This is a genomic window from Aeromonas sp. sif2416 (genome assembly GCF_019218665.1).
In the GTDB taxonomy this organism is placed as follows: domain Bacteria; phylum Pseudomonadota; class Gammaproteobacteria; order Enterobacterales; family Aeromonadaceae; genus Aeromonas; species Aeromonas encheleia.
Genome location: NZ_JAHUXC010000007.1, coordinates 43,836 through 64,568 on the forward strand (window position 1 = coordinate 43,836; position 20,733 = coordinate 64,568).

At 64.3% G+C, this 20,733-nt stretch carries 22 protein-coding genes; 13 read left to right on the top strand and 9 right to left on the bottom strand.

The window, feature by feature from the left end:
* The first annotated feature begins 10 nt into the window (after nt 1-10).
* The 3 genes from KW821_RS14010 (at nt 11) to serA (ending at nt 2,945) form a co-directional block, all read left to right on the top strand.
* On the top strand, nt 11-619 hold the full coding sequence (locus KW821_RS14010; RefSeq protein WP_218291885.1) for a 5-formyltetrahydrofolate cyclo-ligase: 609 nt from the start codon (nt 11-13) through the stop codon (nt 617-619).
* 226 nt (nt 620-845) lie between these two features.
* The gene (gene rpiA / locus KW821_RS14015; RefSeq protein ID WP_042654699.1) at nt 846-1,499 is read left to right on the top strand and encodes a ribose-5-phosphate isomerase RpiA; all 654 of its coding nucleotides are present in this window, start codon (nt 846-848) and stop codon (nt 1,497-1,499) included.
* Between the two features lie 213 nt (nt 1,500-1,712).
* The gene (serA, locus tag KW821_RS14020) at nt 1,713-2,945 is read left to right on the top strand and encodes a phosphoglycerate dehydrogenase (protein WP_042654698.1); all 1,233 of its coding nucleotides are present in this window, start codon (nt 1,713-1,715) and stop codon (nt 2,943-2,945) included.
* Nucleotides 2,946-3,030: 85 nt separating this feature from the next.
* Here the strand turns inward: serA and KW821_RS14025 are convergent, their stop codons facing one another.
* Entirely contained in the window at nt 3,031-3,411 is a 381-nt protein-coding gene (locus tag KW821_RS14025; RefSeq protein WP_218291886.1) for a diacylglycerol kinase, read from the bottom strand.
* Between the two features lie 142 nt (nt 3,412-3,553).
* On the opposite strand from KW821_RS14025, the gene KW821_RS14030 reads away from it, so the two are divergent.
* Nucleotides 3,554-4,621: a 3-deoxy-7-phosphoheptulonate synthase gene (locus tag KW821_RS14030; protein ID WP_218291887.1), complete on the top strand. Its 1,068-nt coding sequence runs from the start codon at nt 3,554-3,556 to the stop codon at nt 4,619-4,621.
* Between the two features lie 393 nt (nt 4,622-5,014).
* On the opposite strand, the gene KW821_RS14035 is transcribed toward KW821_RS14030, so the two are convergent.
* The 3 genes from KW821_RS14035 to KW821_RS14045 form a co-directional block, all read right to left on the bottom strand.
* The gene (locus KW821_RS14035; RefSeq protein ID WP_218291888.1) at nt 5,015-5,794 is read right to left on the bottom strand and encodes an ATP-binding cassette domain-containing protein; all 780 of its coding nucleotides are present in this window, start codon (nt 5,792-5,794) and stop codon (nt 5,015-5,017) included.
* On the bottom strand, nt 5,781-6,782 hold the full coding sequence (btuC, locus tag KW821_RS14040; RefSeq protein ID WP_042654694.1) for a vitamin B12 ABC transporter permease BtuC: 1,002 nt from the start codon (nt 6,780-6,782) through the stop codon (nt 5,781-5,783). The genes KW821_RS14035 and btuC overlap by 14 nt, the downstream gene beginning before the upstream one ends.
* An 87-nt stretch (nt 6,783-6,869) precedes the next feature.
* Nucleotides 6,870-7,601, bottom strand: a complete 732-nt coding sequence (locus tag KW821_RS14045; protein ID WP_218291889.1) for an ABC transporter substrate-binding protein — start codon at nt 7,599-7,601, stop codon at nt 6,870-6,872.
* 112 nt (nt 7,602-7,713) lie between these two features.
* On the opposite strand from KW821_RS14045, the gene KW821_RS14050 reads away from it, so the two are divergent.
* From KW821_RS14050 to glgC, 3 genes are all read left to right on the top strand, one after another.
* The gene (locus KW821_RS14050; protein WP_042654692.1) at nt 7,714-8,070 is read left to right on the top strand and encodes a DMT family protein; all 357 of its coding nucleotides are present in this window, start codon (nt 7,714-7,716) and stop codon (nt 8,068-8,070) included.
* Between the two features lie 58 nt (nt 8,071-8,128).
* On the top strand, nt 8,129-9,268 hold the full coding sequence (gene tapW / locus KW821_RS14055; protein WP_042654691.1) for a type IVa pilus ATPase TapW: 1,140 nt from the start codon (nt 8,129-8,131) through the stop codon (nt 9,266-9,268).
* A gap of 262 nt (nt 9,269-9,530) precedes the next feature.
* Nucleotides 9,531-10,802 (top strand): glucose-1-phosphate adenylyltransferase, encoded by a 1,272-nt coding sequence (gene glgC / locus KW821_RS14060; RefSeq protein WP_218291890.1) that lies wholly within the window; start codon nt 9,531-9,533, stop codon nt 10,800-10,802.
* A gap of 93 nt (nt 10,803-10,895) precedes the next feature.
* Here the strand turns inward: glgC and KW821_RS14065 are convergent, their stop codons facing one another.
* The 3 genes from KW821_RS14065 to KW821_RS14075 are packed head-to-tail and all read right to left on the bottom strand — an operon-like array spanning nt 10,896 to nt 13,658.
* The gene (locus KW821_RS14065) at nt 10,896-11,138 is read right to left on the bottom strand and encodes a FeoC-like transcriptional regulator (RefSeq protein ID WP_042654689.1); all 243 of its coding nucleotides are present in this window, start codon (nt 11,136-11,138) and stop codon (nt 10,896-10,898) included.
* Between the two features lie 25 nt (nt 11,139-11,163).
* Nucleotides 11,164-13,434, bottom strand: coding sequence for a Fe(2+) transporter permease subunit FeoB (gene feoB / locus KW821_RS14070; protein WP_218291891.1), 2,271 nt, complete (start codon nt 13,432-13,434; stop codon nt 11,164-11,166).
* Entirely contained in the window at nt 13,431-13,658 is a 228-nt protein-coding gene (locus tag KW821_RS14075) for a FeoA family protein (protein ID WP_042654687.1), read from the bottom strand. Before KW821_RS14075 ends, feoB begins: the two co-directional genes overlap by 4 nt.
* Nucleotides 13,659-13,777: 119 nt before the next feature.
* Here KW821_RS14075 and KW821_RS14080 point away from each other — a divergent pair, with 119 nt between their 5' ends.
* The 6 genes from KW821_RS14080 (at nt 13,778) to KW821_RS14105 (ending at nt 18,646) form a co-directional block, all read left to right on the top strand.
* Nucleotides 13,778-14,107: a translation initiation factor gene (locus KW821_RS14080; RefSeq protein WP_218291892.1), complete on the top strand. Its 330-nt coding sequence runs from the start codon at nt 13,778-13,780 to the stop codon at nt 14,105-14,107.
* A 248-nt stretch (nt 14,108-14,355) separates the two neighbouring features.
* The gene (locus tag KW821_RS14085; RefSeq protein ID WP_042654685.1) at nt 14,356-14,913 is read left to right on the top strand and encodes a TMEM165/GDT1 family protein; all 558 of its coding nucleotides are present in this window, start codon (nt 14,356-14,358) and stop codon (nt 14,911-14,913) included.
* Between the two features lie 238 nt (nt 14,914-15,151).
* Entirely contained in the window at nt 15,152-16,090 is a 939-nt protein-coding gene (locus KW821_RS14090) for a DUF2157 domain-containing protein (protein ID WP_218291893.1), read from the top strand.
* A 93-nt stretch (nt 16,091-16,183) separates the two neighbouring features.
* On the top strand, nt 16,184-17,191 hold the full coding sequence (locus KW821_RS14095) for a DUF4401 domain-containing protein (RefSeq protein WP_218291894.1): 1,008 nt from the start codon (nt 16,184-16,186) through the stop codon (nt 17,189-17,191).
* On the top strand, nt 17,188-17,688 hold the full coding sequence (locus KW821_RS14100) for a GDYXXLXY domain-containing protein (protein WP_218291895.1): 501 nt from the start codon (nt 17,188-17,190) through the stop codon (nt 17,686-17,688). Before KW821_RS14095 ends, KW821_RS14100 begins: the two co-directional genes overlap by 4 nt.
* 169 nt (nt 17,689-17,857) lie before the next feature.
* Entirely contained in the window at nt 17,858-18,646 is a 789-nt protein-coding gene (locus KW821_RS14105; RefSeq protein WP_256353485.1) for an ABC transporter substrate-binding protein, read from the top strand.
* A gap of 103 nt (nt 18,647-18,749) precedes the next feature.
* Here the strand turns inward: KW821_RS14105 and KW821_RS14110 are convergent, their stop codons facing one another.
* Together KW821_RS14110 and KW821_RS14115 are read right to left on the bottom strand one after the other, a co-directional pair.
* Entirely contained in the window at nt 18,750-19,037 is a 288-nt protein-coding gene (locus KW821_RS14110) for a hypothetical protein (RefSeq protein ID WP_042654680.1), read from the bottom strand.
* Between the two features lie 124 nt (nt 19,038-19,161).
* A complete protein-coding gene (locus KW821_RS14115) occupies nt 19,162-20,199 on the bottom strand; it encodes a sensor domain-containing diguanylate cyclase (protein WP_218291896.1) in 1,038 nt (345 codons plus the stop codon).
* Nucleotides 20,200-20,733 lie beyond the last annotated feature (534 nt).

The following is a 20,733-nucleotide window of genomic DNA, read 5'->3' on the forward strand; positions in this document are numbered from 1 at the left end:
AGGAGCCCCCATGCCAGATCATCAGCCCGAGCATCCCGATGAGCGACAGAGTCTGCGTCAACTCATCCGCCAACGCAGAAAGAGCCTGAGCCAGGCCGAGCAACAGGCGGCGGCCCAGCAGCTGGTCCTTCGCTTCCAACAGCATACCGAGATCCTGGCGGCCAGACGCATCGCGCTCTATCTGGCCAACGACGGTGAACTCGATCCCCTGCCGACCATTCACTGGCTCTGGGCCCAGCAAAAAGAGGTGTTCCTGCCGGTGCTGCACCCCTTCACCCCGGGTCACCTGCTGTTCCAGCGCTATACCGCCACCAGCCCCATGACCCACAACCGCTATGGCATCGCCGAGCCCGAGCTCGACATGCTGCAGGTGGTGCCCCATAGCACGCTCGACCTTATTTGTACCCCGCTGGTGGCCTTCGATGCCGGGGGCAACCGGCTCGGCATGGGGGGGGGTTATTACGATCGCACCCTCGCCTGCTGGCACGAGCACCGGCTCGGCCCCAAGCCCCTCGGCCTCGCCCACGACTGCCAGCAGGTGGATGCCGTGCCCCAGGAGCAGTGGGACGTGCCGCTGCCCGAGATCATCACCCCCGCCCGGCGCTGGCAGTTCTCCTGACTCGCCCGGCGCCTCCTTGGCCCGGCCGGAGCCGGGCGAATGAGGCCAAACAGCGGCCCGGCGGATGCCCTCAGTCGCCGTCGGCCGCATTTGCTCGTCCCTATGACCAATAAACAGGCAAACGATTTACATCTTGGGGCTTTTTGGCCCGGAACGTGAGCGCCAAGGTCGCTCTGGGGCGGATGCTTGGATATAATGCGCCCGCTTTTTTCCATAAGGATCCATCATGACTCAAGATGAAATGAAGAAGGCGGCCGGTTGGGCTGCGCTCAAATACGTGATTCCCGGCACCATAGTCGGGGTCGGCACCGGCTCTACCGTCAATCACTTCATCGACGCACTGGCGACCATGAAGGACGAGATCAAGGGCGCGGTATCGAGCTCGGTGGCCTCCACCGAGCGCCTCAAGGGCCTCGGCATCACCGTCTATGACCTCAACGACATCGATGCCCTCTCCGTCTACGTGGATGGCGCCGACGAGATCAACGCCAGCCGCGACATGATCAAGGGCGGCGGCGCGGCCCTGACCCGCGAGAAGATAGTGGCGGCCGTGGCCGACAAGTTCATCTGCATCATCGACAACACCAAGACGGTCGAGGTGCTCGGCACCTTCCCGCTGCCGGTGGAAGTGATCCCCATGGCCCGCGAATACGTGTCCCGCGAGATCAAGAAGCTTGGCGGCAATCCTGTGTGGCGTGAAGGGGTGGTCACCGACAACGGCAACATCATCCTGGACGTCAAGGGCATGGCCATCGAAGATGCCAAGGGGCTGGAAGTTCAGCTCAACGGCATAGTGGGCGTGGTCACCAATGGTCTGTTCGCCCACCGTGGCGCGGACGTTGTGTTGATTGGCACCCCGGATGGGGTTGTGACCCAATAATCACAGCGTGAATGGATGACGGCGCCCGATGGCGCCGTTTCTATTTATTTATGGCTCAACAAGTTGCCCGTCCCCGTCTACAACAAACGTTGAAAACTTCAAAGAATTTGACTTTCGTCACAAATATTCCCTCTCCCACACGTTTTTGCTACTTTACGGTTTTCTTCACACGCCATATCCGCACTCATTCTTTGCACATATAGAGGGATCGTCATGACTGCCAAGTTTTCGCTGGAAAAGGACAAAATCAAGGTACTGCTGCTGGAGGGAGTCCATCCCAACACGGTAGAGACCTTCCGTGCAGCCGGTTACACCAGTGTGGAATATCTCAAGACTTCCCTGTCGGAAGAGGATCTGATCGAGCGCATTCGTGACGTACACTTCGTCGGCCTGCGCTCGCGCACCCAGCTCACCGAGAAGGTGCTGGATGCCGCCGGCAAGCTGGTCGCCATCGGCTGCTTCTGCATCGGCACCAACCAGGTTGCGCTCGACGCCGCCCATGTGCGTGGCATTCCGGTGTTCAACGCCCCCTTCTCCAACACCCGCTCCGTGGCCGAACTGGTGCTGGGAGAGATCCTGCTGCTGCTGCGCGGCATCCCGGAGAAAAATGCCAAGTGCCATCGCGGCGTGTGGGAGAAGCTCGCCAACCGTTCGGTGGAGGCCCGTGGCAAGAAGCTCGGCATCATCGGCTACGGCCACATCGGCACCCAGCTTGGCATCATCGCCGAGATGATCGGCATGAAGGTCTACTACTACGACATCGAGAACAAACTTTCCCTCGGCAACGCCATCCAGGTGCCAAATATGGTGGAGCTGCTCAACATGTCTGACGTCATCAGTCTGCACGTGCCTGAGACTGCCTCCACCAAGGATCTGATCGGTGCCGAGCAGCTGCGCATGATGAAACCGGGCGCCATCTTCATCAACGCCTCCCGCGGCACCGTGGTGGACATCGAGGCCCTGGCCGACGTCATCAAGAGCGGCCATCTCTCCGGCGCCGCCATCGACGTCTTCCCGAGCGAGCCCAAGTCCAATGACGAGGAGTTCCTCACCCCGCTGCGCGGCCTGGACAACGTGATCCTGACCCCCCACATCGGCGGTTCGACCCAGGAAGCGCAGGAGAACATCGGGCTGGAGGTGGCCAACAAGCTGGTCAAGTACTCCGACAACGGCTCCACCCTCTCCGCCGTCAACTTCCCGGAAGTCTCACTGCCGGGTCACAAGGGCTCCAGCCGGCTGCTGCACATCCACCGCAACCAGCCGGGCGTCATGAACCAGATCAACCAGATCTTCGCCGAAGAGGGGATCAACATCGCCGGTCAGTACCTGCAGACCAGCAGCCACATCGGTTACGTGGTGATCGACGTGGAAACCGAGCACAGCGAGAAGGCGCTCGCCAAGCTCAAGGAGATCAACGGCACCATCCGTGCCCGGATCCTGCATTGATGGCCTGAGCCCCTGCGCTCAGCCAACAAAAAGCCCGTCTCGATGACGGGCTTTTTTCATGTCAGGAGGAAGCTTGCTTCGCAAGCTACCACCAGCCGAGCAGATTGCGGCCAATCAGCGCGCCCCACACCAGCGCATTCAAGCCTAAGGCGATGAAGACGGCGGCGGAGCCGAGATCCTTGGCGCGCCCCGACAGCTCGTGGTGCTCGGAGCCGATGCGGTCCACCACCGCCTCGATGGCGGAGTTGAGCACCTCGACGATCACCACCAGCCAGCTGATGACGATAAGCAGCAGGATCTGATTGAGGGAGTCACCGAGCCAGCAGGCCAGCGGCATCAACAGCAGCACAAGCACCAGCTCCTGACGGAAGGCGGCCTCGTTGATCCAGGCCGACTTGAGCCCTTTCATGCTGTAACCGGTTGCATTGATGATGCGGGTAACCCCGGTCGCGCCTGGCTTTGCCACGATAACTACCTCATTTGGAATGGCTTTCGGGCCCACATCCTAACAGAGCCCGCCAAGGTTTCCATCCGGCGTGTTTTGCTTTATTTTATCCCCTTGCATTTTTGGCATCCCTATCCACGCCACCACCCGAGAATTGAGTCGTATGTCCATTCACACCGATGAATTGCGCACCCGCCGTCTGGAGTCTTTGATCACTCCGAGCGAACTCGCGCACGCCTTCCCGATCAACGACCGCATTGCCCAGAACCTGCTGGATGCCCGCCGCGATGTAGAAGCCATTCTGGCCGGTGAGGATCAGCGCCTGCTGGTCATCGTCGGCCCCTGCTCCATCCACGACCCGGCCGCCGCCCGCGAATACGCCCAGCGCCTCAACCAGCTGCGCGAGCAATACAAGGCGAGCCTCTGCATCGTCATGCGCACCTATTTCGAGAAGCCGCGTACCATAGTCGGCTGGAAGGGGCTGATCAACGATCCGCGCCTCGACGGCAGCTTCGACGTGAATGAAGGGTTGAAGCTGGCCCGTCAGCTGCTGGTGGACATCAACGCTATGGGCATGCCCACCGCCACCGAATTCCTCGACATGGTGACCGGCCAGTACATCAGCGACCTCATCACCTGGGGCGCCATAGGCGCACGCACCACCGAATCCCAGGTGCACCGCGAGATGGCCTCCGCCCTCTCCTGCCCGGTCGGCTTCAAGAACGGTACCGACGGCAACACCCGCATCGCCATCGATGCGGTACGCGCCGCCCGCCACAGCCACATCTTCTATTCCCCGGACAAGGACGGCAAGATGACCATCTACCGCACCGCCGGCAACCCCTATGGCCACGTGATCCTGCGTGGCGGCCACAGGCCGAACTACGACACCGCCAGCGTCGACGAGGCCTGCGAGGCCCTGGCCGATGTCGGCCTGCCCGAGCGGCTGGTGGTGGACTTCAGCCACGGCAACAGCATGAAGGATCACCGCCGTCAGTTGCTGGTGGCGCAGGACATCTGCGATCAGCTGCGCCGTGGCCGCACCGGCATCGCCGGCATCATGGCCGAGAGCTTCCTGGTGGAAGGGCGTCAGGACGTGGAGAACGGCTGCGCCGCCACCTTCGGCCAGAGCATCACCGATGCCTGCCTGTCGTGGGAAGACACAGAAACCCTGCTGGCCATGCTGGCCGAAGCCGCACAGGTACGGCTGAGCAAAGCAAACCTGCGGTAACGGCTGCGTCATCACCCTTCAGCCAGCACATCACCGATGCCTGTCTATCTTGCGTGGAACGACACCGAGACCCTGCTGGCCATGCTGGCCGAAGCCGCACAGGTACGGTTGAGTAAGCATTCAAGCTAAGCAAGCGGCTCAATACGAAAGGGCCAGGCAGCATAGATGCCTGGCCCTTTCTCTTTTCCGGCTCACCTCACCGCAAGCTCTCGCTGCGGCGTGAAGCTGCTGTCGTCATTGTCGTAGGGTGGGTTAGCCGCGCAGCGGCGTAACCCACCACGCGTACCTGTTTTGCCCGGCGAACCTAGATACATTGGACTTCGCTGTCGACCGACGTTGGGCTTCGCTGTTAATCAACGTTGGGCTCAGCACCAACCTACGCCAAGCCACCCCTCACAGGCTCGGCATAAACCAGACCCGGCCACCGGCCTCGATGCGATCCGTCCTTATCTGGAACACCCGCTCCAGCAGGGCCTCGTCGATAAGCGCGATCCCCCCCTCGCTCACCAGCCGCCCCTGCTGCAAACAGAGGATGCGATCCGCCCAGTCGATGGCCAGGTTGATGTCGTGGATGGCGAGCACCACCAGCAAGCCCTGCCGGGCCAGGCTCTTGAGCAGCCGCAGCAGCGCCAGCTGATGATGCAGATCCAGCCCCGCCAGCGGCTCGTCCAGCAGCAGTATCCGCCCGTCCGGGTTGAGGCTGGGCCACAGCTGCAACAGGGTGCGGGCGATCAGCACCCGCTGCTGCTCGCCGCCGGAGAGGCGGCTGAAGTCTCGTGCCAGCAGCGCCTCCACTTCGAGCGCCTCGCACAGGCTCGCCACCGCCCGGTTGCGCACCTCGGGCTCAGTGCCTTCATCCAGCCCCAGGCTCAGCACCTGGAACACCGGGATATGGAACAGCTGGGGCTGGCGCTGGGGCAGCATGGCGCGGCGCCTGGCCAGCTCGGGCCAGCTCAGGTCGGCGATCGCCTCACCGCCGAGCCGCACCGTGCCCTCGGCGGGCAGTATGCCGGCCAGGGCGCCGAGCAGGGTCGACTTGCCGCTGCCGTTGGGGCCGAGCAGGGCCACCAGCTGACCGCCTTGCCAGTCGAGATCGAGCGGCGCCAGGCGCGCGGGAATACTGAGGCCTCGTGCCTCGAGCAGGGAGGATCCAGCCAGATCAGGCATCGGCATCTTGCCTCAGTAGCAGGTAGATAAAGAGCGGGGCCCCGACCGAGGCGGTGATGACGCCGATGGGCAGCTCGCCGGCGCTCAGCACCGAGCGGGCCAGCAGATCGGCGCCGAGCAGCAGGGCGCCGCCCCCCAGCGCCGAGGCGGGCAGCAGGAAGCGCTGATCGCTGCCGCCGCACAGCCGCAGCAGATGGGGCACCACCAGGCCGACGAAGCCGATGACGCCGCACAGGGAGACCGCGAGGCCGGTGAGCAGGCAGACCGCCAGCACCAGCCGCACCCGCACCCTGTCCACATCCAGCCCCATCAGCCGCGCCTGGGCCTCCCCCAGCAGCAGCTGTTGCAGGGCCCGCCCCTGCCAACAGAGCCAGCCGAGGGTCAGCGGCAGCACCAGCCACCACCAGGCCAGCTGCTGGCTGCCATAGGAGAGGCTGCCCATCATCCAGAACATGAACTCGCGCAGGGAGCCATCGTCGGCGAAGTACATCAGCCAGGTCATGGCGGCGTTGGTGAGGATGCCGATGGCGACCCCGAACAGCAGTAATTTGGTGTGGCCTAGCCTGGCCCGCCGCGCCAGCCGGATCAGCAGCATGGTCACCAGCAGGGCGCCGCCGAAGGCGGCCAGCGACAGTCCCCAGCCCGGCAGGTAGACGCCGAGGGATTTCGCCACCGCCATCGCCACCATGGCCGCGAGTCCGGCCCCGCTCGACACGCCGAGCAGGCCGGGCTCGGCCACCGGATTGTGCAACATCACCTGCAGCACGGCGCCGCCACAGGCGAGCGCCGCCCCCGCCAGCAGGGCCAACAGGGCCCGCGGCAGGCGCAGCTCCAGCAGGATGCGCTGCTCCAGCTCACCCAGAGGGTGCCAGGGCAGCAGCAGGAATTCCCCCCAGGCGAGGGACAGCAGGAACAGCGACAGGACGAGCAGCGACAGGACGAGCAGCCAGCGGCGCTGCCAGCGCTGCTGGCGATGGACGAGAGCGAGATACACAGGGGATCCCCGGAGTGAGACAAGGGCCGGCCCCGGGTCGGGAGCCAGCGCGAAAGGTGCATGATAACAGCGAGTTGCCACCCGAGGTCAAGGATGGTAAGCCCGTGCCAGCGCCTCTATCTCGCCGCTGGCGATCATCTGCTGCAGCGCCAGCGCCAGCGGCTGCCTGAGAGGTTGATGGGGTGAGTGCTTGCTCATCCCCAGATAGAGCATCACAGGGTGCGGCGGGCGATAGGCCGCCTTGATGAGGCCGGCCTCGTTGTGCTGGCGCAGGGCGTAGTCCACCTGGCAGTCGGTACCTATCATCAGCGGCAGGTGGCCGCGCGCCACCATGCGCAGCAGCTGATCCTCGGTCGGCACCCCGTGCTTGTCGAGCCGCTCGTCACCGTCGAAGGCGGCGAAATAGGCCGAGTTGAGCACATAGCCCACCTCCTGCCCCTGCAGATCGTCGTAGCGGTGCAGGGCGGAGACCGCCGCCGCCTTGCCGTAAAACGCCGGGCGACACTGGTAGTAGGCCGGTTGCAGGTAGTCGATGAAGGCGGCCCGCTCCCGGGTATGGGCCAGCCCTATCATCAAGTCGGCCTGACCGCTCTGCATCTGCTTGAGGGCCCGTCCCCAGGGCACCCGCTTGATCTCCAGCCGGATGCCGCTGCGGGCCTGCAACTGGCGCAGGATATCGATATCCAGGCCCTGGAATTCCCCATCCTGGCCGAGCATGCGAAACGGCGGCCAGACGTCGGTCGCCACCGTCAGCGTCGGCGCTCCCTGCGCCAGGCAACTAAACAGCAGACCAAGCACTCCCCAGCTTGCCTTGCCCATCCCTGTCCAACCTTTGTTGTGCCATCCTGGTGAGCTAAAAATACCCCTTGGCCCCACTTATGGAAACCCGCAAAGAAGAGATAAAATGCGATTGATTTTAAAGGAGAACCTAATGAACCCAATCATCACCAGCATAGGCCTGCTGATCTGCAGCAACGTCTTCATGACCTTCGCCTGGTATGCCCATCTCAAGAGCATGAATCACAAACCCTGGATCATCGCCGCCCTGGTGAGCTGGGGCATCGCCCTGTTCGAGTACCTGTTGCAGGTGCCCGCCAACCGCATCGGCCACACTGTGCTGACGGTCGGCCAGCTCAAGATACTGCAGGAGGTGATCACCCTGACGGTCTTCGTCCCCTTCTCCATCTTCTATCTGAAAGAGGACCTGAAGTGGGACTACCTCTGGGCCGGGCTCTGCATCCTGGGGGCGGTGTTTTTTGTGTTTCGCGAGAAACTCACCGGTGCCTGACGCTATACACTCAACCACATCGATAACCACCGCATCCCTTTGAGCGACGAGGCAAAACATGGAATTGCGAGACATGCTACAGACGCTGGCCAGCCAGGATGGCTCAGACCTCTACCTCTCCACCGGTGCGCCGCCCTGCGCCAAGTTCAACGGCGCCCTGCGCCCCCTGAGCGAGACCAGCCTGGAGCCGGGTGAGGTGGCCAGGATCGCCGCCGATCTCATGGACTCGGAGCAGAAGCAGCAGTTCGAGAAGGAGCTGGAGATGAATCTCGCCATCTCCCTGCCCCAGATAGGGCGCTTTCGGATCAACATCTTCAAGCAGCGCAACGAGGTCTCCCTGGTGGCGCGCAACATCAAGACCGAGATCCCGCGCTTCGAGGATCTCAAGCTGCCCCCTGTGCTGCTCGACACCATCATGGAGAAACGTGGCCTGGTGCTGTTCGTCGGCGGCACCGGCTCCGGCAAGTCCACCTCGCTGGCGGCGCTGATCGACCATCGCAACCGCAACCACAGCGGCCACATCATCACCATCGAGGATCCGGTGGAGTTCGTTCATCGCCACCGCAAGAGCATCATCAACCAGCGGGAGGTGGGGGTGGATACCCGCAGCTTCCATGCCGCGCTGAAGAACACCCTGCGCCAGGCACCGGATGTGATCCTGATCGGCGAGATCCGCGACCGCGAGACCATGGAGCATGCGCTGGCCTTCTCCGAGACCGGGCACCTCGCCATCTCCACCCTGCACGCCAACAACGCCAACCAGGCGCTGGATCGCATCATCAACTTCTTCCCGGAGGAGCGCCGCCCCCAGCTGCTCAACGATCTGGGCAACAACCTCAAGGCCTTCGTCTCCCAGCGGCTGGTGAAGACCACGGACGGCGGACGGCGGGCGGCGGTGGAGGTCATGCTCGGCACCCACACCATCCGCGATCTGATCAAGCGCGGCGAGTTTGGCAGCCTCAAGGAGATCATGGAGAAATCCAGGGCGCTCGGCATGGTCACCTTCGACAGCACCCTGTTCGATCTGGTGGTCGAGGGGGTGATCGACGAGGAGGAGGCGGTGAAGAACGCCGACTCGGCCAACAACTTGCGCCTCAAGATCAAGCTGTGGCAGGAGAAGGGCTCCCTCGCCAACAGTGCGGATGCCAGCGGCTGGAGCCTGGAGCCCACCAAGGATGACAAGGACGAGCTGTTCTAGTCAGGAACTGCCCCTCCCCCGTGAACACATAGCCGCCATGACGGCTATGTGTTCAACAAAGGCGTCGCTGACGCCCCCTCTTCTGCGCATGCCCCTTTACTCTCCATACGCCCACTGGGCGCACAATCCCCCTCTCGGCAGTGTCGCTCGCTCACATAAATGACAAAAAAATCAATTTGAATCCCGAGCTCGCATGAAAGCCCTTTCGCGTAGGCTTCAAAGGAGGCACAATCAAGGAGATATATCAACAAAGGGGTACTCGATGTTGTTACAACCTGCCAATACAGCAAAATCCAGACAGCTGCTGAACGAGACCATGGCCCTGGTTCTCGCAGGAGGGCGGGGCAGTCGCCTCAAGCAGTTGACCGACAACAGGGCGAAACCGGCGGTGCACTTCGGCGGCAAGTTCCGCATCATCGATTTCGTGCTCTCCAACTGCATCAACTCCGGCATCCGCCGGGTCGGCGTGGTCACCCAGTACAAGTCCCACAGCCTGCTGCGTCACCTGCAATCGGGCTGGTCCTTCCTGCGCTACCAGATGAACGAGTTCATCGACCTGCTCCCCGCCCAGCAGCGGGTGGATGAGGTCAACTGGTATCGCGGCACCGCCGATGCGGTCTATCAGAACCTGGACATCATTCGCGATCACGGCCCCAAATACGTGGTGGTGCTGGCGGGGGATCACATCTACAAGATGGACTACGCCGCCATGCTGCTCGATCACGTCAACCTGGGTGCCAGGGTGACGGTGGCCTGCATCGAGGTGCCCCGCCAGGAGGCGAGCGCCTTCGGCGTGATGGCGGTGGATGAGGATCGCAAGATCCACGCCTTCGTCGAGAAACCCGCCGACCCACCCGCCATGCCGGGCAAGGCCGACACCGCGCTGGCCTCCATGGGGGTCTACATCTTCGAGGCCGAGTATCTCTACCAATTGCTGGAAGAGGATCTCGCCAACGACGACTCCCACCACGATTTTGGCATGGACGTGATCCCGCGGGTGGTCAAGGAGGGCACCGCCTATGCCCACCCGTTCAGCCTCTCCTGCGTCGGTGGCGACCCGCAACAACGCCCCTACTGGCGCGATGTGGGCACGGTGGACTCCTTCTGGGAGGCGAACATGGATCTCGCCTCGGTGACCCCGGAGCTCGATATCTACGATCAGGAGTGGCCCATCTGGACCAGCCAGAAGATGACGCCCCCCGCCAAGTTCGTGCAGGATCAGAACGGCCAGCACGGCATGACCATCAACTCCCTGTTCTCCGGCGGCACCATCGTCAGCGGCTCCTTCATCGTGAGCTCGGTGTTGTTCACCAACGTGCGGGTCGACTCCTTCTGCACCCTGGATCAGGCGGTGATCTTCCCCGGGGTCGAGATAGGGGCCGGTTGCCGGCTGCGCCGGGTGGTGATCGACAAGGGCTGCAAGCTGCCGGATGGGCTGGTGGTGGGGGAAAACGCCTGCGAAGATGCCCGCCGCTTCCACCGCTCCGAGCAGGGCATAGTGCTGGTCACCCAGGAGATGCTGGCCGCGCTGTGAGCCCGGGCCGCCCTCCGGGCACGGCACGAAAACAAAAAGGACCCGCCATCGGCGGGTCCTTTTTTACTCATGAAGCGCGCAGATGTTCGGGGATCAACACCGCTGGATCAGGCCGATCCGGCCGGGTTCACACCACTCGAACATCACCTCCAGGCTCTTGCCGCAGCAACTGCCGCCACACTGCTGGCTCTCCTGCTTGGTGACGCGTCCCTTGCGCATCCAGACCCCGAGCATGGCCTCTACCGCATCTTCCGAGGTGTGGAAGTGGCGAGCCAGCTCCCGTCGGCTCACCCTCTTCTGGGTGGCCAGGTAGTCTCCCAACTCTCGCAATATCATGGCTGTACCTCCCGACAATAATCCATCACAGAGCCACCACCTTGCGGGCGACTATGTCACCGTGGCGCCGACCGACCCACCACAGCAGCAGCAGGGAGAGGCCGTAGCTGGCGATCCAGAGCAGGCTCTGCTCGGGGTGGGCGGCGAAGGTGGCCGCCTGATAGAAGACGGTGGCGCACAGGAAGGCCATGTAGTTGCACCAGGCGGCGGTGAACAGGGCCCACTGGCGGCCGGTCTCCCGCACCAGGGCGCCCATGGCGGCGGCGCAAGGCATGTAGAGCAGCACGAACAGCAGGTAGGCGAAGGCACCGGCCGCCCCGTCGAAGTGGGTCTGCATGTTGCCGTAGGTGGAGGTATCGACCTCCTGCGCCTGCGCGGCGGCCTGCTGATCCTCCAGCTCCCCGACCTTGAGCCCCATGGGATCGGTCGGGTCTATGTCCGCCAGGTTGGCGGGGATGGTGGCGAGCGCCTCCTGCAGGCTGCCCAGCAGGGAGTATTCCGCCGCCTCCTCGTCATCGCCGCCGCCGGCATAGAGGCTGTTGAGGGTCGCGACCACGGCCTCCTTGGCGAAGATGCCGGTCAGGATGCCGACCGTGGCCTGCCAGTTCTCTTCCCGCACGCCTATGGGGTGCAGCACAGGAGTCACCGCCTGGCTGAGCTTGCTCAGCACTGAGCGCTCCTGATCCTGGTTGCCGAAGCTGCCGTCTGTCCCCAGGGAGTTGAGCACGCTCAGCACCGCCACCATCAGCACTATGGTCTTGCCCGCCCCGAAGATGAACGCCTTGAGTTTCTGCCAGGTGCGGATCCCCACGTCCACCGGACGGGGCCACTCGTAGTCCGGCATCTCCATCACCAGGGAGTCGCTCTTGCCCGGCAGCAGGGTGCTGCGCAGCAGCAAGCCGGTGAGTACCGCCACCAGGATGCCGATGAGGTAGAGACCGAACACCAGGTTCTGGCCGGATGCCGGGAAGAAGGCCACCGCGAACAGGGCATAGACCGGCAGACGGGCACCGCAGGACATGAACGGCGCCATGGTCGTGGTCATCAACCGCTCCCGCTCCGAGTTGAGGGTGCGGGTGGCCATCACCGCCGGCACGGTGCAGCCAAAGCCCATCAACATGGGCACGAAGGCCTTGCCGGGCAGGCCGAGGCGGCGCATCAGGGCATCCACCACGAAGGCGGCGCGGGCCAGGTAGCCGGAGCTCTCCAGCACCGCCAGGAACAGGAACAGACAGCCCACCACCGGGATGAAGGTGGCCACCGTCTGCAGGCCGGCGCCTATGCCGTCCGCCAGCACGGCCCCCAGCCAGTCGGGGGCCGCGATCAGCCCCAGCAGGTGGTGCACCCCGTCCACGAACAGGGCGCCCCCCATGATGTCGAAGAAGTCGATGAAGGCGCTGCCCACCTTGATGGCGAACATGAACATCAGGTACATCACCAGCAGGAAGAAGGGGATGCCGACCCAGCGGTTGAGCAGCACCCTATCCAGCCGCTCGCTCTGGGCGATGGTGAGCCGGCCCTTCTGCTGGCAGGCCTGCTGGCTCCAGTGATGGATGTGGCCGTAGCGCAGGTCCGCCAGCTGCAGGTCGATGTCCTGGGTATGATGGGCCCGCTTGACCAGGTTGCTGGCCGCGGCCTGCTGGCCCGGCAGCAGGGTCTCCTGCATGATGTCATCTTCCTCCAGCAGGCGCAGGGCGCGACCGCGCGAGGCGAGGTGATGGGGGGCGAGCAGGCTCTCCAGCTCGGCGATGTCATGCTCCAGCGGCTGACCATAATCGAGCACCAGGGCGGGTTGCGCCTGACCGATGAACTGGTGGATCTGCGCCTTGAAGGCCGCCACCTGCTGGCGGTTGTGGGCCGACAGCGACACCACGGGACAGCCGAGCGCCTGGCTGAGCAGCGTCTCGTCTATGGTGACCCGGCGCTTTTGCAGCAGATCCATCTTGTTGAGCACCACCACCATGGGCAGGCCCAGCTCGCGCAGTTGCAGGGTGAGGTAGAGGGAGCGCTCCAGGTTAGCGGCATCGATGACGTTGAGCAGCAGATCCGGTTGCTGGCCCTGCACGAAGCGGCTGGCGATCTGCTCGTCCAGGCTCGCCTCCTGGTTGGCCAGGGCATAGATGCCGGGCAAGTCCATCAGCTGATAGTCATGACCGGCGGCGGAGAACTCGCCCATCTTCTTGTCGACCGTGACCCCGCTCCAGTTGCCCACCTGCTGGCGGGAGCCGGTCAGGGCGTTGAACAGGGAGGTCTTGCCGCTGTTGGGGTTACCGACGGTTACCAGGGAGTAGCTCATACCGGCTCGACCTCGATCTGCTGCGCAAGGCTCTTCTGCATGGAGAGACAGATGCCCTGGCACTGGATCTGGAGCGGGTCACCCAGCGGCGCCGCCCGCAGGTAGATGACTTCCGTCTGGGGCAGCAGGCCCATCACCATCAGCTTGCGGCGCAAGGCGCGGCCAAGATGGTTCATGTTCTTGATGCGAGCACTCTGCCCCGGCGACAACTGCGTGAGTACCATGACTGACCCCTGAAGTTAAATAACAATGATTCTCTTTTGATACGGCATTATAAGCTGGGTCTTCAACCACAATTTGCGTAAAATCAAACTTTGCTCAGCTAACCCAGACAAGAAATGCCATGACTCCAGACAACAACAGCCGCCTGGTCTACAGCACGGACGGCGGCATGATCAAGGAACCAGCCTCGGTCCAGAGCGCCTCCCCCTTCCCCATCGACGGCACCGTGCGCATCAGACGCGAGACCAAGGGACGCAAGGGCGCCGGCGTCATCACCATCCATGGGGTGCCCGCCGACCAGCAAAAAACCATCGCCACCCTGCTCAAGAAGAAGTGCGGCACCGGCGGCGGGCTGAAGGATGGCATCATCGAGATCCAGGGTGACAAGCGGGAGCTTATCAAGGCCGAGCTGGAGAAGGCCGGCTTCGGCGTCAAGCTGGTGGGTGGTTAATCCCCCCTTGTTTCCCCTGCGCTTTTTCCCTAGAATGCCCGCTCCCATCGAGGGGGAGTAGTCTCGCCGCGGCGCCCCAAATGCCGCGCGCGATCCTGATCAACATACTTGGTGCCAACTCACCATGGTCAGGATGATCCGGGCAATGCCGGATTTGACAAGACCTTTGACGGGCCAGTGCCAATACCGGGGACGGATGGCGCAGGCTTGTCTCTGGTTTATAACAATTCCGTCCCCCGGTTATTTTTATGGAAGCCTTGTTAACCTCAACCCTCAGCGTGGCCATCGCCGAAATCGGCGACAAGACCCAGCTGCTGGCGTTACTGCTCATCTGTCGTTTTCGCAAACCCTGGCCCATCATCGCCGGCATGCTGGTGGCTACCCTGCTCAACCATGCGGGCGCGGCCTGGATAGGCGGGTTCATCAGCAACTGGCTCGATCCCAAGATCATGACCTACCTGGTGGCGGCGGCCTTCATCGCCATGGCGGTCTGGATCCTGGTGCCGGACAAGATGGACGACGAGGAGAGTTCCCTCGACAAGTACGGCCCCTTCATGGCCACCTTCGTGCTGTTCTTCATCGCCGAGATCGGTGACAAGACCCAGATAGCCACAGTGCTGCTGGCGGCCAAGTACGACTCCCTGACCCAGGTCATCGCCGGCACCACCCTCGGCATGATGCTGGCGAACGTGCCCGTGGTGCTGCTCGGCAAGCTCGGCGCCGACAAGCTGCCGCTCAAGGGGATCCGCATCGCCTGCGCCATCCTCTTCGTGGGGCTGGGGATCAGCACCCTGCTGTTCGTCTGACCGGCGTCGGCCCAAGGCGCCGGGGTCGGCGTGAGCACTGACCCAGAACGCCTGCACGCCGCCAAGACATAGCCAGCCCCCTGGCATCATCGAGCCCCCTCCTCAGGTCGGGGCTTTTTTTGTGCCCTCGTGACCGCAGGCCCTTGTCGCACCCGCCCAGGCGGGGCCTGCCCCGGGCCGCGGCGCCGTGCCATAATGCGTCAAACCCCGGTTTCGACCTGCTTTCAGGAGCCTTGCCATGCACCCCACCTCAAGACAGACGCTACTCGACTGGGTCAGACGCGGCCGCCTCGCCCCGGCCAACCTGCCGGCGGCCCTGGCCCTGCTGGAGCTGCCCCCCGCCAGCGCGCGCTGGCAGTGGCTGTTCGATCGCCTGCTGCTCTGGCTCGGCAGCCTCTGCCTCGGCGCCGGGCTGGTGTTCTTCGTCGCCTTCAACTGGCAGGAGCTGGGCCGCCTGTCCCGCCTCGCCCTGCTGGAGCTGCCCCTGCTCGCCATGCTGGTGCTGCTGTGGCGCAAGCCGCTGGCGGACACCCCGCGCCAGGCCCTGCTGCTGGCCGTGGCGCTCAACATCGGCGCCCTGCTGGCCCTGGTGGGCCAGACCTACCAGACCGGCGCCGATCCCTGGCAGCTGTTTGCCACCTGGACCCTGCTGCTGATGCCGCTGGCCGCCCTCGGCCGGAGCCCCTTGCTCTGGACCCTCTGCTGGCTGCTCGGCCAGCTGGCGCTGGTGCTCTACTGGCGGCTCGGCCTGTTCGACTTCTTCTTCGCCTTCGATGAGGAGGCGCTCGGCTGGAGCCTCACCCTGTTCAACGCCACCCTCTGGGGCGCACTCCTGCTGGTGCCCGCCCGCTTCAGGCTGATGCCCTCCTGGCTGCCGGGCCTGGCCGCCGGGCTCGGTGTCACCCTGCTGGCGCTGCTGTCCCTGTTCGAGGCCGCCTCCCCCTGGGTCTGGCCACTCTGGCTCGGCTGGCTGGTCGCGGCCTATGCACGCTGGCACGGTCGTTTCATCGCCGGGCTCGCCATGGGGTGCCTGAGCCTCATCGCCGTCATCCTGGCAGCCCTTGGCAAGTGGATGGAGCCCGATGTGAACGGCTTCCTGCTGCTGAGCCTGATCGCCATCGGCCTCTCTGTCATGGCCAGCCGCTGGCTGCAACAACAACGGAGGTCCCATGTCTGAGCCGATCCTCTGGTCGCCCCTGCTGGCCATCCCATCGCCATCGGACTTTCATGGTCATGGCCAGCCGCTGGCTGCAACAACAACGGAGGTCCCATGTCTGAGCTGACTCCCTGGCAGCGGCTGCAGGCCGCCAGTCTGGTCGAGGGTGAGGCGCCCCTCGATGAACAACCCCACTGGTCGAGCCGCTTCCTGCTCGGCATAGTGGGCTGGCTGGCCGCGCTCTTCCTGCTGTTCTTCCTGTTTATGGCCTTCGAGGGTGTCATCCGGGAGGCCAACCATGCCCTCGCCATGGGCGCCATCCTGATGGCCGCCGCCCTCGGGCTCAACCGCAAGGCCAGGCGCAGCGATCTCTGGGATCAGTTCGTGCTGGCGCTGGCGCTGGCCGCCGATGCCTGGCTGCTCTATGGCCTCATCGATCGGGTCGATCTGCACTCGGCCATCCTCTGGCTCGGCCTCTGTGCCCTCTCCCTAGGGATCGCCGCTCTGTTCGAGCACTGGTTGATCCGGCTGTTTCACAGCTTCGCCGCCGCCATCCTGCTCACGCTGGGGCTGGCCTGCCTCGGCCTGCAACTGCTGGCCCTGCCGCTGGTGATGGGGGTGCTCACCGCCTGCTGGCTGCTGGCCGAACGCCAACCCGGCCGTCACCAGCTCTATGAGTCCCTCACCCTGGGGCTGGCGCTCTCCCTGCTGGTGCTGGGCCGGCTGCACCATCCGCTGTGGGACGGGGGCGCCAGCATGCTCGACGAGCTCGGCCACTCCCGCCTGCCGCTCTGGCTCAACCCCCTGCTCTGCGCCGCCCTGCTGCTCGGAGTCATGGTCCGGCTGAAGCTGCCGCTGCTGTATGGCCTGCCGCTGGTGCTGATCAGCGCCATCATCCCCGGCATGGGGGCCGGTGCCCTGGTGCTGGTGCTCGGCTTCTATGCCGGCAGCCTGGGGCTGATGACGCTGGCGGGCCTGCTGCTGCTCGGCTTTGGCTCCCTCTATTACTACGATCTGGGGCTGACCCTGATGACCAAATCCTGGCTGCTGCTGGGCTCGGGCGCCCTGCTGCTCGGCGCCCGCCAGTTGCTGAAAATCCTCGGCAAGGAGATCCCCTCATGAGACGACTCGCCCTCCTGCTGACCGGCCTCGCCATCCTGGCGGGCATCAACTTCACCGTCTGGCGCTACGAGCACGCCATGCGCAGCGGCGAGGTGGTGCTGCTCCGGCTGGCGCCGGTCGATCCCCGCTCCCTGATGCAGGGGGACTACATGCGCCTCAACTACGAGCTCGCTCGCCAGCTGGGGAGCCTGACGCCAGACGCTGCCCCGGCGACCGACACCCTGGTGATCCGGCTCGATGAGCATCAGGTGGCGCACTGGGTGGCCGATGGCAACCCCGAGGCCCCCACCCGGGATCAGCGCCTGTTGCAGGTCCGCCGGCAGCACAACCAGTGGTGGATAGGGCCGGATGCCTTCTTCTTCGAGGAGGGCAGCGGCGCCCAGTACGAGGCGGCCCGCTACGGCGAGTTCCGGCTGCAGACCGATGGCAAGACGCTGCTGGTGGGATTGCGTGACGAGGAGTTCAACCCCATAGGCCGCACCCGCTCGACCTGGTGAACGGCGGGAACCCCTGACGAGGCAGGAGAAGGCGCCCCGCCTAGGCTCCCGGCCGGGATAAACCGGCTAATGCCCCTAGCGTCAGAAGACCGGCAGCCCCGGCTACGGCTGGCGAAACCCCGCGACTCGGCGACACTTGAAGCGAACCACACGTAGCAGGAGGGCCGGGATGAGAACATGGATGCCAGTTGCCGCGCGCGCCGTCGCGCTCTCTGCCGCCCTCTCGGTTGGCTTAGGTGGCCTGCTCGGCTGGACGGCCCAGGCCAGCCCCGCACTCGGCAAGCTGCACTACCTCACCGAAGAGTACAAACCCTACAACTTCACAGGCCCATCCGGTGAGCCCACCGGCCTCGCCGTCGAGCTGCTGCAACGGGTGTGGCAACAGACCGACACCCCGGCGCAGCCGATCGGCATCCTGCCCTGGGCGCGGGGCTACTACCTGCTGACCCAGAAGCCCAACGTGGTGCTCTTCTCCACCGCCCGCACCGAGGCACGGGATCCCCTGTTCAAATGGGCCTGCCCCATCGGTTATGCGGAGATAGTGCTGATGGGGCTGGCCAACCGCGATATCCGGCTCGGGGCGCTGGCGGAGGCCCAGCAGTACCATATCGGCGCCGTGCGCACCGACGTCGGGGAGCAGCTGCTGCTCAACAGCGGCTTCGACGAGCAGAAGATCATGACAGCCAACCGCCTCCCCCAGGCGCTCAAGATGCTCACCTCGGGTCGGGTCGATCTCATCTCCAGCAACAAGACCACCTTGCTGGAGCTGATCGCCGCCCAGCAGCTGGATCTCGCCGACTTCGAGGTGCGCTGGGTGTTGAGCTCGGAGCAGTTCTGCTTCGCCTTCAGCCATCCGATCGACGATGCACTGGTCAGGGAGTTTCAGCGCGGCCTGGCCCAGGTGCTGGCCAGCAGCGACTTCCAGCAGTTGCAGGCCAAATACCTTCCGGTGCGCTAGCCCGAACTCGCAACAAAAAGAGGCCCACGCGGGCCTCTTTTTTATCGGGGGATGGGAGAAAAGAACGTCAGACGGCCGGGGCACACATCGAGAGGGAGAGGGACTACTTGACCCGCATCAGGCGATGGCTGATGCCGCCAAACTCGAGCTGGATCGCCTGGGAGCGCTGCATCTTGTTCACCCGTTGCAGCATGGCCCCGTCGTAGCCCTTGCGGACCATCCACTGCATGGGCTCCTCGAAGCTGCCTTCATTGACGATAAAGGTATCTGTGTAGGCGTCGTGCATGATGCTGACCACCCAGATGCGCTGCTGAAACTCCGAGAGTTCCGCAAAGAGATCGGCCACTTTCGCCGTCAGGGCGCGGTAACGGCTGATAACGCGGTTTGCCATGGTAGAGGATGCCTGTGTGGGGGAGAAGCATCCTAGCATCGCGGGTGCGGGGGCAACAATGCGCGAAATCAAAGCAGCGGCGCCCGAGATCCCAACGGCCAGGGCCCCAGGCGCAAGGCGACCCTCACCCCAGCGTGCGGCGCTGGCGCTTGACCGCATACATGCGCGCATCGGCCTGACGCAGAGCATCGTCGATGCTGGTGTGGGCCGGATCTATGGCCACCACTCCCACGCTGGCACCGGGGTAATGCAGCACCCGGGACGGGAGCGGCAGCTGGAGCACGCTCTGCTCGAACAGCCGGCGCTGGAAACGCTGCACCGCCACCTCTATCGACTCATCGCCCCGATGAGGCCCCATGCCGACGGCGACGAACTCGTCGCCCCCGACCCGCGCCAGCAGATCGCCGCCGCGCAGGGCCGCCGACAGTTGCCGCGCCAGGGTAACCAGCAGCAGATCCCCCGCCTCGTGGCCGTGGGTGTCGTTGATGACCTTGAAGCCATCGAGATCGATGAAGGCGATGAGCACGGGGTGCCCGGCCCGCTCCGACAGGGAGAACAGCCGATTGAGCTCGTGCATCAGCGCCCGCCGGTTCGGCAGGCCGGTCAGGGGATCGCTGAGCGCCTGGCGCGACAGCTCCTGGTTGGCCCGCTGCAACTGCTGCAGCAGTTGCTCCCGCTCCACATGCTCGGCGATCAGCCGGGCGAAGAAGGCGATGAGCTGCTCGGAGCCGGCCACCAAGGGTTTGTGCTCGGCGCTGGCGGCGCACAGGGTGCCGTAGAGTGAGCCCGAGGAGGTGCGCACCGGGCTGCTCAGATAGGTGTGGATGCCGAGCGCACTGGCCGCCTGGGAATCCCCCCAGCACTCGGCGACGTTGTCGGTATAGATGCGCCCCTCATCGATCGCCCGCCGGCACAGGGTATCGCTCCAGTCCACCGTGATCCCCTCCGGGATCTGCAACCCGGCCACGTCGTTGGCATTGTTGGCATTGTTGGCATAGCGGATGCTCTGCGTGCCCTGCACCAGATCGATCTCGGTGAGATAGGTCGACTCCAGCCCGGTCACCGCCTCCAGCATCTCCAGCAGCGGGCGGGTCAGGCTCTCCAGATCCCGCGCCTCTGTGACCCGCTCCGACAGGGCCTGCAATATCTTGTCCACGTACATCTCCCAGCTTGCATGTCAACCCCGGACACCATAGCCAACCCGGTGGTGGACTATCAAGCCCCGTCGACGCAGGCAGGAGTTCGGTCCGGCAAAATGCCGGCCCCCTCAGGGTTTGCCCCCACGGGAGAGGAGGCCTCCCCGAGCGGCCCGCCCCACGTCTCTCCATCCGCGCCGCCATCTTGCGACTCTTAATCGCACCGGACAGATAACGTCGGCAGCCCCTCTTCCCCCTGCCGTTTTCCTGTGGCGGACCGATACACCGGCTGGCAGCTGAGGGGAATCGCCTCCCCTTGCCGCCTGCCCAGCGCCCGGTGTGCCACCGAACTTTGAAGCAGCGCAAGAAACCAACCGATTCTGGCGATTGACTCATCAATTGCGTGGAGAAGACCGAGATGGCTCCGTAAGATGGGCTGTGCCTGTTGGCCCCCTTCTCTCCCGCTGATGGTCAGCAACGCACTGTGGTAGCGGCAAGCCAGGGGCGGTAGCAATTCTGGCGGATACCAGCCCGGTATCCCGTGCCTGCGGCAAGAGGCG

Coding starts and splice junctions, on each gene's coding strand:
- KW821_RS14010 (WP_218291885.1), top strand. CDS start 11: ATGCCAGATCATCAGCCCGAGCATCCCGATGAGCGACAGAGTCTGCGT.
- rpiA (WP_042654699.1), top strand. CDS start 846: ATGACTCAAGATGAAATGAAGAAGGCGGCCGGTTGGGCTGCGCTCAAA.
- serA (WP_042654698.1), top strand. CDS start 1,713: ATGACTGCCAAGTTTTCGCTGGAAAAGGACAAAATCAAGGTACTGCTG.
- KW821_RS14030 (WP_218291887.1), top strand. CDS start 3,554: ATGTCCATTCACACCGATGAATTGCGCACCCGCCGTCTGGAGTCTTTG.
- KW821_RS14035 (WP_218291888.1), bottom strand. CDS start 5,794: ATGCCGATGCCTGATCTGGCTGGATCCTCCCTGCTCGAGGCACGAGGC.
- KW821_RS14045 (WP_218291889.1), bottom strand. CDS start 7,601: ATGGGCAAGGCAAGCTGGGGAGTGCTTGGTCTGCTGTTTAGTTGCCTG.
- KW821_RS14050 (WP_042654692.1), top strand. CDS start 7,714: ATGAACCCAATCATCACCAGCATAGGCCTGCTGATCTGCAGCAACGTC.
- tapW (WP_042654691.1), top strand. CDS start 8,129: ATGGAATTGCGAGACATGCTACAGACGCTGGCCAGCCAGGATGGCTCA.
- glgC (WP_218291890.1), top strand. CDS start 9,531: ATGTTGTTACAACCTGCCAATACAGCAAAATCCAGACAGCTGCTGAAC.
- KW821_RS14065 (WP_042654689.1), bottom strand. CDS start 11,138: ATGATATTGCGAGAGTTGGGAGACTACCTGGCCACCCAGAAGAGGGTG.
- feoB (WP_218291891.1), bottom strand. CDS start 13,434: ATGAGCTACTCCCTGGTAACCGTCGGTAACCCCAACAGCGGCAAGACC.
- KW821_RS14075 (WP_042654687.1), bottom strand. CDS start 13,658: ATGGTACTCACGCAGTTGTCGCCGGGGCAGAGTGCTCGCATCAAGAAC.
- KW821_RS14080 (WP_218291892.1), top strand. CDS start 13,778: ATGACTCCAGACAACAACAGCCGCCTGGTCTACAGCACGGACGGCGGC.
- KW821_RS14085 (WP_042654685.1), top strand. CDS start 14,356: ATGGAAGCCTTGTTAACCTCAACCCTCAGCGTGGCCATCGCCGAAATC.
- KW821_RS14090 (WP_218291893.1), top strand. CDS start 15,152: ATGCACCCCACCTCAAGACAGACGCTACTCGACTGGGTCAGACGCGGC.
- KW821_RS14095 (WP_218291894.1), top strand. CDS start 16,184: ATGTCTGAGCTGACTCCCTGGCAGCGGCTGCAGGCCGCCAGTCTGGTC.
- KW821_RS14100 (WP_218291895.1), top strand. CDS start 17,188: ATGAGACGACTCGCCCTCCTGCTGACCGGCCTCGCCATCCTGGCGGGC.
- KW821_RS14105 (WP_256353485.1), top strand. CDS start 17,858: ATGAGAACATGGATGCCAGTTGCCGCGCGCGCCGTCGCGCTCTCTGCC.
- KW821_RS14110 (WP_042654680.1), bottom strand. CDS start 19,037: ATGGCAAACCGCGTTATCAGCCGTTACCGCGCCCTGACGGCGAAAGTG.
- KW821_RS14115 (WP_218291896.1), bottom strand. CDS start 20,199: ATGTACGTGGACAAGATATTGCAGGCCCTGTCGGAGCGGGTCACAGAG.